The sequence below is a fragment of the Paractinoplanes hotanensis genome, from assembly GCF_023717965.1.
Classification (GTDB): domain Bacteria; phylum Actinomycetota; class Actinomycetes; order Mycobacteriales; family Micromonosporaceae; genus Actinoplanes; species Actinoplanes polyasparticus.
The window spans coordinates 63,756-76,536 of sequence record NZ_JAMQOL010000031.1 but is presented as its reverse complement, the minus strand read 5'-3'; the positions used below and the strand labels follow the sequence as shown (position 1 = coordinate 76,536).

The 12,781-nt window shown below is 69.9% G+C and carries 12 protein-coding genes and 1 pseudogene; 12 read left to right on the top strand and 1 reads right to left on the bottom strand.

What is annotated here, in order from left to right:
* Positions 1-24 precede the first annotated feature (24 nt).
* Positions 25-486 carry a protein-tyrosine phosphatase family protein gene (locus LXN57_RS22855; RefSeq protein ID WP_438872901.1) on the bottom strand — a complete coding sequence of 154 codons (462 nt, stop codon included), beginning with the start codon at positions 484-486 and terminating at the stop codon, positions 25-27.
* A gap of 164 nt (positions 487-650) precedes the next feature.
* Between LXN57_RS22855 and argS the strand changes: the two genes are divergently transcribed.
* The 12 genes and pseudogenes from argS to LXN57_RS22795 all read left to right on the top strand — a co-directional run bounded on the left by argS (position 651) and on the right by LXN57_RS22795 (position 12,774).
* Positions 651-2,282 (top strand): arginine--tRNA ligase, encoded by a 1,632-nt coding sequence (argS, locus tag LXN57_RS22850; protein WP_251800213.1) that lies wholly within the window; start codon positions 651-653, stop codon positions 2,280-2,282.
* 24 nt (positions 2,283-2,306) lie between these two features.
* A pseudogene (locus LXN57_RS22845) lies at positions 2,307-2,750 on the top strand (metallophosphoesterase); the annotation flags it as partial.
* A gap of 22 nt (positions 2,751-2,772) precedes the next feature.
* The gene (locus LXN57_RS22840) at positions 2,773-4,137 is read left to right on the top strand and encodes a recombinase family protein (protein ID WP_251800212.1); all 1,365 of its coding nucleotides are present in this window, start codon (positions 2,773-2,775) and stop codon (positions 4,135-4,137) included.
* A 565-nt stretch (positions 4,138-4,702) separates the two neighbouring features.
* On the top strand, positions 4,703-4,969 hold the full coding sequence (locus tag LXN57_RS22835; protein ID WP_251800211.1) for a hypothetical protein: 267 nt from the start codon (positions 4,703-4,705) through the stop codon (positions 4,967-4,969).
* Entirely contained in the window at positions 4,966-5,241 is a 276-nt protein-coding gene (locus LXN57_RS22830) for a hypothetical protein (RefSeq protein ID WP_251800210.1), read from the top strand. Before LXN57_RS22835 ends, LXN57_RS22830 begins: the two co-directional genes overlap by 4 nt.
* Positions 5,238-7,085, top strand: coding sequence for a hypothetical protein (locus tag LXN57_RS22825; RefSeq protein WP_251800209.1), 1,848 nt, complete (start codon positions 5,238-5,240; stop codon positions 7,083-7,085). The genes LXN57_RS22830 and LXN57_RS22825 overlap by 4 nt, the downstream gene beginning before the upstream one ends.
* A gap of 102 nt (positions 7,086-7,187) precedes the next feature.
* Entirely contained in the window at positions 7,188-7,370 is a 183-nt protein-coding gene (locus LXN57_RS22820) for a hypothetical protein (RefSeq protein WP_251800208.1), read from the top strand.
* The gene (locus LXN57_RS22815; protein ID WP_251800207.1) at positions 7,367-7,549 is read left to right on the top strand and encodes a hypothetical protein; all 183 of its coding nucleotides are present in this window, start codon (positions 7,367-7,369) and stop codon (positions 7,547-7,549) included. The genes LXN57_RS22820 and LXN57_RS22815 overlap by 4 nt, the downstream gene beginning before the upstream one ends.
* A gap of 730 nt (positions 7,550-8,279) precedes the next feature.
* Entirely contained in the window at positions 8,280-9,590 is a 1,311-nt protein-coding gene (locus tag LXN57_RS22810) for a terminase large subunit domain-containing protein (RefSeq protein WP_251800206.1), read from the top strand.
* Between the two features lie 46 nt (positions 9,591-9,636).
* Positions 9,637-10,836: a phage portal protein gene (locus tag LXN57_RS22805; protein ID WP_251800205.1), complete on the top strand. Its 1,200-nt coding sequence runs from the start codon at positions 9,637-9,639 to the stop codon at positions 10,834-10,836.
* Entirely contained in the window at positions 10,829-12,625 is a 1,797-nt protein-coding gene (locus LXN57_RS22800) for a phage major capsid protein (RefSeq protein WP_251800204.1), read from the top strand. The genes LXN57_RS22805 and LXN57_RS22800 overlap by 8 nt, the downstream gene beginning before the upstream one ends.
* A complete protein-coding gene (locus LXN57_RS22795) occupies positions 12,625-12,774 on the top strand; it encodes a hypothetical protein (protein WP_251800203.1) in 150 nt (49 codons plus the stop codon). Before LXN57_RS22800 ends, LXN57_RS22795 begins: the two co-directional genes overlap by 1 nt.
* Positions 12,775-12,781 lie beyond the last annotated feature (7 nt).

The following is a 12,781-nucleotide window of genomic DNA, read 5'->3' as shown; positions in this document are numbered from 1 at the left end:
CTCCAGCGTAATGGCCGCTTCTGATCACTGCCCCGTTTTCTTGGGCGCGTGGAAGTCCCGCACGAACCGGCGCTGCCAGGGCGTCTCGACGGCACGCGGGTGGTAGTGCTCGCGGACGTACGCCACCGCCTCCGTCGCGGGCACCCCGTCGAGCACAGCCAGGCAGGCCAGCGCGGTTCCGGTACGCCCGCGCCCGCCGCCACAGGCGATCTCGACCCGCTCCGTCCGGGCGCGCTGCCAAGCTTCTTCCAAGACCCTTCCCGCGTACGCCGGATCGCCCGGCAGCCGGAAGTCGGGCCACCGGATCCACCGGCTGACCCATCCGAACTCGGCCGGCGCCGAGCCCAGCAGGTAGACCCCGAACGTCGGCGGATGCCCCGACGGCATCGGCTCCCGCAGCCCGCGCCCCCGCACCGACCGTCCCGACGGCAGCCGCAGCAGCCCCGTCTCACCCGTCACCCACAACGGCATCGTCACGGTTCTCATCTTGCCGCGTGCGTTACTGTGTGCCCATGCAGACCTTCAGCGAGCGACGCCGGCCTCTTCACGGCCGCCGCTGAGTTCTTGCTGTTCCCCGGCGGGTCGATCCCGCCGGATGCCTCCCGCAGACCCGGTCGACCCGTCATCCGCGTACGTCGATGGGTTTGATCATGAATCTCGAAGCTCTCCTCGCCGCCCGGCTGGCGGTGGCCCTCGAGGCCGTCGCCGGCGAGCCGGTCGATCCCGTGGTGCGGGCGTCGCAGCACGCCGACTTCCAGTCCGGGGCGGCGCTCGCCCTCGCTCGCAAGCTGGGCCGCGCCCCGCGGCAGATCGCCGCCGAGGTGGCCGCGCGGGCCGACCTCGCGGGCCTGGCCGAGGCCGAGATCTCCGGCCCCGGCTTCCTCAACCTCACCGTCGCCGACGACGTGCTGGTGGCGCTGCTCGCCGAGCCCGTCGCTCCGCCGCCCGTCGAGCCGCAGCGAGTCGTGATCGACTACTCCGGCCCCAACGTGGCCAAGGAGCTGCACGTCGGCCACCTGCGGTCGACGATCATCGGTGACGCCCTGGCCCGGCTGTTCACGTGGGCCGGCCACGACGTCGTCCGGGTCAATCACCTCGGCGACTGGGGCACCCAGTTCGGCATGCTGATCGAGCACATGGCCGATCTAGCTCCGAAACGGGCGCTGAGCGGCCCGTCGGGCGAGCTCAGCCTGAGCGACCTCACCGCCTTCTACCGGCAGGCCCGGGTCAAGTTCGACGGCGACGACGACTTCCGCACCCGGGCCCGGCTGCGGGTGGTCGCGCTGCAGAGCGGCGACGGGCCCACCCGGCAGATGTGGCAGCGGTTGGTCGAGCAGTCGGAGCGGTCGTTCGTGGCCGACTACGACCGGCTCGGCATCACGCTGGGCGCGGCCGACTTCGCGGGCGAGAGCTCCTATCAGGACCAGCTCGCGTCGGTGCTCGACGAACTGACCGCCAAGGGTCTGGTCGTCGAGAGCGAGGGCGCGCTCTGCGCCTTCCCGGCCGGGTTCACCGGCCGCGACGGCGAGCCGTTCCCGCTGATCGTGCGCAAGAGCGACGGCGGTTTCGGGTACGCGGCGACCGACCTCGCGGCCCTGCGGCACCGGACGCGCGACCTGAAGGGTGACCGGCTGCTCTACGTCGTCGGCGCCCCGCAGAGCATGCACTTCCAGATGGTCTTCGCCGTCGGCCGGGACGCGGGCTGGCTGGGCGACGCCGCGACCGCCGAGCACATCAGCTTCGGCTCGATCCTGGGGGCCGACGGCAAGATGCTCAAGAGCCGGTCGGGCGAGACGATCAAGCTGGCCGACCTGCTCGACGAGGCCGACGCCCGGGCCACCGCGCCCGCGGTCGGCATCGGCGCGATCAAGTACGCCGACCTCTCCGCCGACCGGCGCGGCGACTACGTCTTCGACTGGGACCGGATGCTGGCCACGACCGGCAACACCGGCCCGTACCTGCAGTACGCCGTGGCCCGGATCCGGTCGGTGCTGCGGAAGGCCGTCGCCGAGCCCGGTCCGGTCGTCCTGGGCGACCCGGCCGAGCGGCGGCTGGCCCTGGCCCTGCTCGGCCTCGAGCCGGTCGTGGCGGCCGCGATCGAGCACTGCGAACCACACCGGCTCGCCGTCCACCTGCACGAGGTGGCTGCGGCGTTCTCCACGTTCTACGAGAGATGCCCGATCCAGTCCTCGCCGAGCCGGGTCGCATTGACCGCCCGCACCGGCGACAGCCTGCGGCTGGGCCTTGATCTGCTCGGCATCCCGCTGCCCGAGGTCATGTAGAGACCGCGGGATATATCGAGGGTTATGGTGCTCCGCATGACTCTCTCCCGGCGAACCCTGCTGGCGGCGGGGGCCGCTTCGGTGGCGGCCCCGGTCGTCGGCGCCGGCGTGGCTCAGGCCCACCCGGAACGCACCTACCGCCTCACCGTGCTCGGCACCTCCGACACCCACGGCAACGTCTACAACTGGGACTACTACAAGGACGCCGAGTACGACGACAGCGCGCGCAACGACATCGGCGTGGCCAAGCTGGCCGCCCTCGTCAACCGGCTGCGCGCCGAGGCGACCGGGGCGACGCTGGTGCTCGACGCGGGCGACACCATCCAGGGCACGCCGCTGGCCACCTACTACGCCAAGCAGGAGCCGATCACCACGACCGGCGAGAAGCACCCGATGGCCCGGGCCATGAACGTGCTCAAGTACGACGCGGTGACGCTCGGCAATCACGAGTTCAACTACGGGCTCCCTTAGTGCCGTAGACTACCCCCTTATGAGAGCAGCGGTCTACCTCCGGATCTCGCAGGACCGTACCGGGCAGGAGCTCGGCGTCGATCGGCAGCGTGAAGACTGCGTCGCGCTGATCCGCAGCCGCGGCGACCAGCTGGTCGGCGAGTTCGTCGACAACGACACCCCGGCCAAGGGCGTCGGCAAGCGTGACGAGTACGCCCGGCTGCTCGAAGCCGTCCAGCGTGGAGAGATCGACCGGATCTACGTCTGGTCGCAGGGCCGCCTCTGGCGCAACCGGGTCGAGCGCGCCCAGGGCTTCGAGATCCTGCGCGACGCGCGCGTCTCCCTGGTTCAGGTCAAGGGCCCCGAGGTCGACATGACGACCGCGATGGGCCGGATGATCGCCGGCATCATCGGCGAGTTCGACACCGGCGAGAACGAGATCAAGTCCGAGCGCCAGGTGCGCGAGGCCCGGCAGCGCGCGGACCGCGGTCTACCGCCTACCGGTCGCCGAGCGTTCGGCTACGACGGCGTCGAGCTGGTCGAGGGCGAGGCCCAGGCCGTGCGCGACGCGTACAGCCAGCTGCTCGACGGCAAGACCCTCACGAGCATCGCCGCCGGGCTGACCGCCGCCGGCTGGACGACCACCGTCGGCAAGCCCTGGAACACGACCGGCCTGCGGTCAATGCTGCTCAACCCCCGGTACGCCGGGCAGCGCTGGCACCTCGGCGAGTACCGCGGCGCCGGGGCCTGGCCCGCCCTGGTCGACGAGGCGACCTTCGAGGCCGCGCGCAGCATCCTGAGCACGCCCGGGCGACGACCGGCCGGGGACAACGCCCTGCGGTGGCTCGGCAGCGGCTACTACCTCTGTGGCCGGTGCACGGCCGACGTGGCGATGAAGGCCACGTACCGGGGGATCGTGAGCCGGGGCACGCAGGCCCGGATCTACAAGTGCCCGGCGTGCTCGATCACGCGCGTCGCCGAGCCGGTCGATCACTACGTCACGCTGGTCGTTCTCGAGCGGCTCCGGCGGCCCGACCTGGCCGACTTGCTGGCCGCGCCGGCCGCCGACCTGCGGCCGCTGCAGGAGGAGGCGAAGCAGCTGCGCGACCGGCGCAAGGCCGTGCCGCGGCTGTTCGCCCTGGGCACGCTGACCGAAGCCGAGGCGGCCGAGACCCGGCAGATCATCGACGACCGGCTGGCCGAGATTCGCGCGACGTTCGCCGGGGCCGGCCGCAAACCGGCGCTGGGCGAGGTCCTGGACGCGGACGACCCGGGGCAGGCGTGGCTCGACCTCGGCAACGTCCGGCGTCAGCAGTCGGTGCTGCGTGAGCTGATGACCGTACGGCTACTCCCGGTCGGCCCGGGCCGCAAGCCGTTCGACCCCTCGACGGTCGACATCACGTAGCGCCACTGCCCGGCTATGGCGTTGCTGCGTGGGGCTGCACTGATGTGCACACAGGCTATTTCTAACCCGTATTCGGGATATCTGATCGCCTAGCGTTATCGCATACCGGTTATGCGATCAACACAGTCGCTCACAATCAACGAAGTCGCACGGAATCAACGGGTTGACGTATTTGACCCGCTTGCGGTGTCGAGCCCGGACTTGACGATGACAAGCGTTCTGACTTGGGAAGACGCTAGGTGCGCATCAGGGGAGATTGATATGCCGGTGACACGCGCCACAGCTGGAGAATTGCTCCACGAAAAGGGTGCCTACTGTTAGACCGTAGGGGCTTTGCCAGCTAGGGTCTCATCAACATCAGGTAGCCCCGGCTCGGTGACTTAACCTTGCGAGTCAGTACCACCGGCCGGGGCCTCAGCTGGACCGTGGCCCAGTGCTGGTGAAAGGCGCGCCAACGTCTCTCACCAGGGTGCCGAGCGTAGCCGCTTAAGCCGTGTGATGCACGGTTGTGTGGCCAGTTCGTCGTACCTAATAAGCGCTGGTCACGGCTCCGAGAGGAGCCCGCGTGGCCAACATCGACCTACTCCCGGACGTGGCACGGGAGACGAGAACCCCGCGAACGCGCAACGTCGACCCCGAGGTCGGCCAGGCGCGAAGCAAGCTCGCCGTTGCCGTTCTCAGGGGCGACGAAGACGAAGCCGACCTGCAGCGCCGGGAGCTTCACGACGCCAAGATCCTCGCCGCCGCTAAAGCCGTCGCGGCCCAGCTGCCGGACCTGCCGCCCGAGAAGCGTGAGCGTGTCCGCGCGATCCTGTTCGGCGGTGCCGCATGAGCGAGCGGGATGGGGGCGCCCGGCCTGCGGCTAACAGGCCGGCCACCGAACCCACCGTAGCTGAAGAGCACCTGCTCCGGGCCGCTGCGCGAGTGCTGGCCCGGTATCACAACCCGGGCTGGGTGCCGACCGACGCCGAGCTGGACGCCTGGGGCGCCGGCTACGGCCTCGGCGTGCGCGACAAGCTCGCCCAGGACCTGATGAACCGGGTCCACGTCGCGGGCCTCGACTGCGAGTGGCCACCTGTCACCCCGCCAGGGGGTGGCGCATGATCGAGACTGCCTTCGAGCGGGTGATCTCTGCCCTGCGCTCCCAGGGGGCGCGGATCGTCGAGACCCGACGCCGCGATCAGGTCACCGCGACGTGTCCGGCGCACGACGACCACGACCCATCGCTCGGCGTCACCGACCGGGGTGACCGGGTGCTGATCGTGTGCCGCAGCAACGGATGCAAGGCCAAGGACATCGTGGCCGCGCTCGACCTCACGCTGGCCGACCTGTTCAACGAGCGGCCCACCTACAGCAAGCCGCTCCGGTACGTCTACGACGACGGCCGCACCGTCAAGCGGTCGTACAAGCCGGACGGCAAGAAGCGGATCGAGCAGGAGAACACCGAGGGCACGCCGACGCTCTACCACCTGGCCCAGCTGCGGGCCGCGCCTCTACACCGGGAGATCTACCTCGTCGAGGGCGAGGAGGACGTCCACACGCTGGAGGCCAACGGCATCGTGGCTACCACGGCGCCGCAGGGCGCGCCGAGCTTCCACAAGGTGGATGTGTCGCCGCTTGCCGGCCGCGCGGTGGTGTGCGTGGTCGACCGGGACGAGCCGGGCGACGGGTGGGCGGCCCAGGTGCGGGCCAAGCTCGACACCATCGTGGCCCCAGGGAGCAGGTTCGTCCGGGCCAAGGTCGGGCACGACACCAGCGACCATTTTGCGGCCGGGCTGACCGAGGCCGACTTCGAGCCGTACGAGCCGCCGACCGTTACAGATGTAGCGGTCGAGCGCTCCCGGCGCGTCGACCTCAAACCGTGGCTGGACGGCACGTACGAGCCGCCTCAGCCCGCGGTGGGCGGCAAGCGTGGCGACGCGCGGCAGATGCTGTACCCCGGCCGCTGGCACACCCTGATCGCACCGACGACCAGCGGGAAGTCGTGGTGGGCGGTCTGGCACGTCGTCGCCGAGCTGCGCGCTGGCCACACCGTGGTCTACGCGCACTTCGAGGAGGCCGACCCGGGCGGCACCCTCGACCGCATCAGGATGATCGCGCCCGACCTCACCATCGACGACCTGATCGAGCGGTTCGTCTGGCTCGACTGCACGCGGCGCTGGAAGGGGCCGGGGGAGTTCGCCCGGGAGATCCCGAAGGGCGTCGCCCTGGCCGTGCTCGACGGCATCAACGCGGCCTGTGCACAACACGGCTGGCCTGTGGACAAGCCTGAGGCGGTCGGCGAGTACCGGGCGCACTTCGCCGCCCCGGTCATCGCGGCCGGCGGGACACCGCTCAGCCTCGGCCACCCACCGAAGGCCCGCGACCGGCAGGACGAGCGGCACGGCTACGGCTCCACGGCCTGGCTCGACGAGGTGGACGGGGTCGGCTTCCGGCTCAAGGCGTCCAAGGAGAGCCCGATCCGGCGCGGCCGGCACGGGATGTCCTCACTGCACGTCGTGAAGGACCGCTACGGCCAGGTCGAGCAGCACTGCTCCACCGACGAGAAGGCGAGCAGCGAAGGCTGGTTCTACGCCGGGGCGCTGCACGTCGACAGCTCCGGCGCCCAGCTCGAGGTCTACTGCTCGGCCCCGGACAAGGCGGCCGGCAACGACGTGCAGCGCAGTCAGGCGGACCTGCTCGGCGATGCGGTCATCCAGGTGCTCGGCTGGGAGATGTCCGGGCGGTTCGCGTCCACGAGGTCCCTGGAGAACCAGCTACGGGCCGCGGGCGTCGCGTTCCGGCGGGAGACGCTCGACGTCGCTCTGACCATCCTGCAGCGCGCTGGGCACATCCATTGGCCCGAGGTTCCGTCGAGGCACCCGCGGCCGGGCGTGATCGCCGACTCGGGGGTCCTGCTCGCCGAGAAATTGGGGCGGTCATCTGCGTCCCAAGATCAAAAGACCTAACCACTGAGTCCCTGCGTCCCACCTATAGGGGGTGGGACGCAGGACGCAGGTGATTCCTGCGTCCCGGACGCAGTGGGACGCAGCGGACGCAGAGGAGCGGAAATGACCGACGACACCAACACCGACGTATGGGCCAAGGCTCGGCGCGAGATCAGCCGAGCGGCCTACATCGCCGAGCTGCCCAGCCTCTCTGACGTTGCGGAGTTCCTGGCCGACGAGGAGCACTACGCCGCGACCGGCAGCCTCGACTGCACCTGCCCTAACTGCCCACGGAGCAAGCGATGACCGAGACCGAGGAGCAGGAGTGGCGGGAGCGCCTTGCCGACATGGCCCGGCAGGCGATCGCCAAGAAGACGGCCAAGCGGGCAGAGCGGGCCGTGCGCAAGCGGCAGCGCGACTGGGGCCTGCGGCAGAGGCACGCAGCCAAGCTCGCGTGGATCAACGAGAACAGGGGGACGTCATGATCACACTGGAGATCGGCAACAACCTGGCCGGGGTGCTGCTCGCGCTGGTCGTCGTGCTCGGCGTGATCGGTGCACTGCGGCGATGAGTGAGGCATGGGCGGGGGGCAGCACCAGACGGTGGCGGAGGGTGCGGGCGGACGTCCTCGCCCGCGATGGCTACACCTGCCGGCTCGCCTGCCCAGGCACCTGGCCGGTGATGGGCGGCATGGCGTACTGCACCGGCACCGCAACCCAGGTACACCACGTGCACGGGCGTGGCCGCTGCCGAGGCTGTGCTGCCGATGACCCCGCCCACCTGGTCGCCGCGTGCAAGGCGTGCAACCTGCACGTGGGGGACCCCGGGCGCACTGCCCCGCCTCAGGTCAAGGCAGTGACGCAATGGTGAGCAGTGCTGTGACCAGGCCGTTTATCCCCACCCAGGGGGTCCAGACATCCACGCCCCTCTGTCCGTTCTCTCTCCCCGACGCCTCTGGAGGCCGCTGTGACGCTCGTAGCCGAGCCTGAAGTGCTCACCCGTGGTGCAGTGACCCCGCGGCTGTTCACGCCGCCTCTGGTCACTGGGGAGCCGGGCCCGTGCGGGTGTGGATGCGCTCTCACGGAGGCCACGACGGAGGGTTTCGAGTTCGAGGGCTGGTGTGAACGGATCGGACGCCCGTTGCTGCCCTGGCAGCGCTTCACGGCCATCCACGGTATGGAGTTGCTCGAGGATGGCAGGCCGCGGTTTCGGATCGTGCTGCTGCTGGTGGCCCGGCAGAACGGCAAGACTGAGCTGCCGGTGCTGCTGAGCACGTACTGGCAGTTCCACAAGAAGTACCCGGTCACGCTGGGCACCTCGACGAAGCTTCAGTACGCCAAGGAGAGCTGGAACAAAGCCCGCAAGCTCGTGATGCGCACTCGCTGGCTGGACGAGGAGCACGAGCCGGGCAAGAAGTGGTACCGGCAGACCAACGGCGAGATCGAGTCGTGGTCGGTGCATGAGGCGCGCTATCTGATCGCGCCGGCCAACGAAGAGGGTGGCCGGTCGCTGACCGTCAACCGCGGAGTGGCCGACGAGCTCCGGCAGCACTTCTCCTACGAGGCGTGGGAGGCGATGGAGCCGGCCTGTTCGCTGTGGGACAGCCAGATCTGGGCGCTGAGCAACGCCGGCTCCCGGCGCTCGGTCGTGCTCAACGAGATGCAGGACAGCGCGCGCGACCACATCGAGACCGGCGAGGGCGACTACCGCCTGGGCCTGATCGAGTACAGCGCCCCGCCCGGCTCGGAGCTGGACGACCCGCAGGCCCTGCTGCAGGCGAACCCCCGGACCGGGTGGGACGTCAACGCCCGGCCACTGGAAGACCTCATCAACGAGGCCCGGCGGAAGATGGCGATGGGCGGTGCCGCCGCCGCCGGGTTCCGTACGGAGAAGATGTGCATCCGGGTGGACCTGGACGACCCGGCGATCGACCCGGACGACTGGGCGCTCTGCCTGGACCCGGCGCCCATCGCGGACCGCTCCCGGCTGGCGCTGTGCTTCGACGTGTCGCCGGCGCTGCAGCACGCCTCGCTCTACGCCGCCACCGTGCTGCCCGGTGGCCGCGTCCGCGTCGAGGGCGTGCAGGCCTGGGAGGGTCGCGGCTGTGTGGACCGGGCGGTCCGCGAGCTGCCTGCCCTGGTGGCCAAGGTGAAGCCGCGCGCGTTCGGGTGGCTGCCGTCAGGCCCGGCCGCGGCCGCCGGCGCCCAGCTGGCCGAGCGCAAGACGCCCGGGGCGCTGTGGCCGCCGCGTGGCGTGACGGCCGAGGAGATCCGGGGCGAGACGACGCAGGTGTGCATGGGGCTGGCCTCGCTGGTCACCGCTCACCAGCTGGCCCACTCCGGCGATCCGCTGCTGGACGACAACGCCCTGGGCGCGGAGAAGGCCCCGCGGGGTGACGCCTGGGTGTTCTCGCGCAAGAGCGACGGCGACGTCGATGCCCTGTACGCGGCCGGCGGCGCGGCGTTCCTGGCGCAGACGTTGCCGGTCTCCTCGGGCCGGATGCGGGTGCTCCTGCCGAAGAAGTGAGAGCGCAAGTGGGGAGTAGTCCCCGTTTGTGTCCTACCATGTGACCATGGGGTTTGGGGAGGCGTTGCGCCGGTTCTTCTTCGGCGCGCGCCCAGACCCGGTTCAGCAGCGCCAGTTCACGCAGATTCAGCAGCTGGTCTCGTGGCGTGAGCAGAAGCTCGGCGGCGTCGACCGCAAGCAGGCGCTGTCCATTCCCGCGGTGCTCAAGGGCCGCAACCTCATCTGCTCGATCGCCACGCTGCCGCTGGTCGCCAAGGATCTGAACAACCGCGAGATCCCCATCCCGCTGCTGACCCAGCACGACCCGAACGTGCCCAACGTCGTCGTGAAGAGCCAGGTGCTGGAAGACCTGCTCTTCGACGCCGTGAGCTGGTGGCGGGTGACCGGGTTCGACGAGTACACCCGGCCGTCCCAGGTGAGGCGGTACGACAACAGCACCGTCTCGTTCGATCCTCCGGCGAGCTATCAGGCCGGCTACCTCCCGTCGGGCAACGCCGCCGAGGGCGTCATCTGGATGGAGGGCGAAGAGGTCCCCTTCGACCAGGTGATCAAATTCGAGTCGCCGAACCCCGGGCTGCTGGACGTCGGCTATCGGGTGATCGCGAGGTCCATCGCCCTGGACGACGTGGCCGACCTGCTGGCCGCGAACCCGAAGATGCGCGGCTACTTCTCGCCGGCTGAGGGTGTGGACCCCGGGTCGGACGAGGAGATCGAGGAGATGCTGGCCGACTGGCAGGAAGCCCGGTCGCAGCGCATCGACGGTTACGTCCCGGCGAGCTTGAGCTACAACCCGATTCAGGACCCGACGCCCAGCGAGCTGCAGCTGATCGAGATGCAGAAGCGCAACGACCTGAACCTCGCCAACATGATCGGCGTCGACCCCGAAGACCTCGGCATCTCGACGACCAGCCGCACGTATCAGAACGCTGTGGACCGGCGCCAGGACCGCATCAACACCGTGTTCGCGCCGTACATGGACGCCATCACGGACCGGCTCAACATGCCCGACGTGACCCGGCCCGGCCTGACCGTCCAGTTCAAGCTGGACGACTACCTGCGCGCTGATCCGCGTACCCGCGTCGAGGTCGCCGAGAAGCAGGTGGCCATGGGCGCGTTGACGGTCGAGGAGTACCGCCAGGACGAGGGCAAGGTCCCACTGCCTCCCGCCGCGGCCCCCAGCGCCGCTTCGCTCGAACCGCGGCGGGTCACATCCACCCTCGGCCAGCAGGAGGCCCTCAGTGACTGAGCTGCTGTCCTTCGACGGACTGACCGCCGAGACGTTCACGGTTGACCAGGAGCGCCGCACTCTGCGCGGCGTGGTGGTCCCGTGGAACCGGCTCGGGCGGCACGCCAACGGCAACTCGTGGCGGTTCACGGCGGACTCCACGGTCTACGGCCACGCGAAGTACATCCGGCTGAACGATGAGCACGTCGGCTCGATGAAGCTGGGCCGCGCCTCGGCCGCCGAGAGCACGCCTGAGGGCCTGGTGATGACCTTCAAGGTCTTCGACGGTCCGGCCGGTGACAAGGCGCTGGCCGCCGCCCTGGCCGGCAAGAAGACGGGCTTCTCCGTGGAGGTCGACATCGACACCGCGGACACGCAGCCCGATCCCGAGAACCCGGGCACGACGCTCGTGTCCATGGCCAACCTGACCGGCGTGGCCTTCACGGCCAGCCCGGCATTCACCGACGCCCGCCTCATCTCTGTGGCGGCAAACGAGAAGGGATCCGGCATGCCGGAGGAAGTCACCACGGAGGAGACTCCGGCCGAAGTCAAGCCGGAGACCGTCCAGGCCGCCGATGAGGCGCTCACTCCCGCCCTGTTCAAGGAAATGTTCAGCCAGCTCATGGCGAACTACAAGCCCGAGGCCGCCCCGCGGCCCGTGGTCGACCCGACCGCCGGCCGGCAGACCGCGGTGACCCAGGTCGCCGAGCCCGTGTCGTACGCCTTCTCGCGCACCGACCAGCAGGGTCAGGTGAAGTACCACTTCTCCAGCGCGACCGAGCACGACTTCTCCCGCGACATCATGGCCACGATCACGGCCTTCGTGGAGAAGCGCGACCCGGGCGCCGCCCAGCGCCGCGTGGACGACTTCGTGAAGCAGTCGTTCGCCGACGTCGAGATCGCCGACGTGCCCGGCACCCGGGTCGCCCAGCTGCGCCCGGACATGTGGGTGCCGCAGCGCGACTACGCGACGCCGCTGTGGGACCTTGCGGGCCGCGGTGCTCCGCCCGACGGCGGCATGCCGTTCTACGTCCCGAAGTTCACCAGCTCCTCGGGCCTGGTCTCCGTGGCCACCGAGAAGACGGAGCCCGCGGGCGGCTCGTTCGTCGACGAGCTCCAGACCATCACCCCGGGCCAGCTCTGGGGCAAGGTCGAGATCACTCGCCAGCTGTGGCGCACGCAGGGCAACCCGGCGCTGTCGGGCATCCTGTGGGAGCAGATGCTGCGGGAGTTCTACGAGGACCGTGAGGCGGCCATCGCCACCTTCCTGGCCACGCTGACGGCGGCTACGGACATCGCGCTGACGGCCACGGACGCCTCCCCGTCCAACGACGAGTACCAGGCGACCATGGAGTCGTTCGAGCAGGCCTACGCGGACCTGCTGTTCGCTCGCGGCGGCAACCGGTTCACGGCCTTCGCCGTGCACCAGGCGCTCTACCGCGTGGCCGCCCGGGTGAAGGACGACCAGGGCCGCCCGCTGTACCCGATGATCGCGCCGAGCAACGCCAACGGCACCACGGCGTCGCGCTACTCCACGATCAACGTCGGCGGCTCGACCTGGGTTCCGGCGTACGCGCTGGGCACGCCGGCGAGCGCCAGCACCAACTCGTGGCTGTTCGACCCGTCCGTCGTGATGGCGTGGGCGGGCGCTCCGGAGCGGCTGTTCTGGGACTTCGGCGCGACCGTCCAGACGAGCAACATCCCGCAGCTCAGCTTCGTGACGGTCGGCCTGTACGCGGACTACGCGGTCGCCAACACCGACATCGCGGGCGTGCGTCAGGTGACGTTCGACCCGAACAGCGAGGCGTAATGGCCAAGGTCGCGCAGGGCCGTAAGGCGCTCGCACGCATCACGCAGCTGGAGCAGGAGAACGCCCAGCTGCGCCAGGAGATCGAGCGCCTGAAGGCGGCACCGGCAGTCCGCAAGGCCGTGCCGCCGGCCAAGAGCACGAAGAACTGAGGGAGGT

Bases quoted from the DNA above. Each gene is read 5' to 3' on its own strand.
- LXN57_RS22855 (WP_438872901.1), bottom strand. From the start codon at position 486: ATGAGAACCGTGACGATGCCGTTGTGGGTGACGGGTGAGACGGGGCTG.
- argS (WP_251800213.1), top strand. From the start codon at position 651: ATGAATCTCGAAGCTCTCCTCGCCGCCCGGCTGGCGGTGGCCCTCGAG.
- LXN57_RS22840 (WP_251800212.1), top strand. From the start codon at position 2,773: ATGAGAGCAGCGGTCTACCTCCGGATCTCGCAGGACCGTACCGGGCAG.
- LXN57_RS22830 (WP_251800210.1), top strand. From the start codon at position 4,966: ATGAGCGAGCGGGATGGGGGCGCCCGGCCTGCGGCTAACAGGCCGGCC.
- LXN57_RS22825 (WP_251800209.1), top strand. From the start codon at position 5,238: ATGATCGAGACTGCCTTCGAGCGGGTGATCTCTGCCCTGCGCTCCCAG.
- LXN57_RS22820 (WP_251800208.1), top strand. From the start codon at position 7,188: ATGACCGACGACACCAACACCGACGTATGGGCCAAGGCTCGGCGCGAG.
- LXN57_RS22815 (WP_251800207.1), top strand. From the start codon at position 7,367: ATGACCGAGACCGAGGAGCAGGAGTGGCGGGAGCGCCTTGCCGACATG.
- LXN57_RS22805 (WP_251800205.1), top strand. From the start codon at position 9,637: ATGGGGTTTGGGGAGGCGTTGCGCCGGTTCTTCTTCGGCGCGCGCCCA.
- LXN57_RS22795 (WP_251800203.1), top strand. From the start codon at position 12,625: ATGGCCAAGGTCGCGCAGGGCCGTAAGGCGCTCGCACGCATCACGCAG.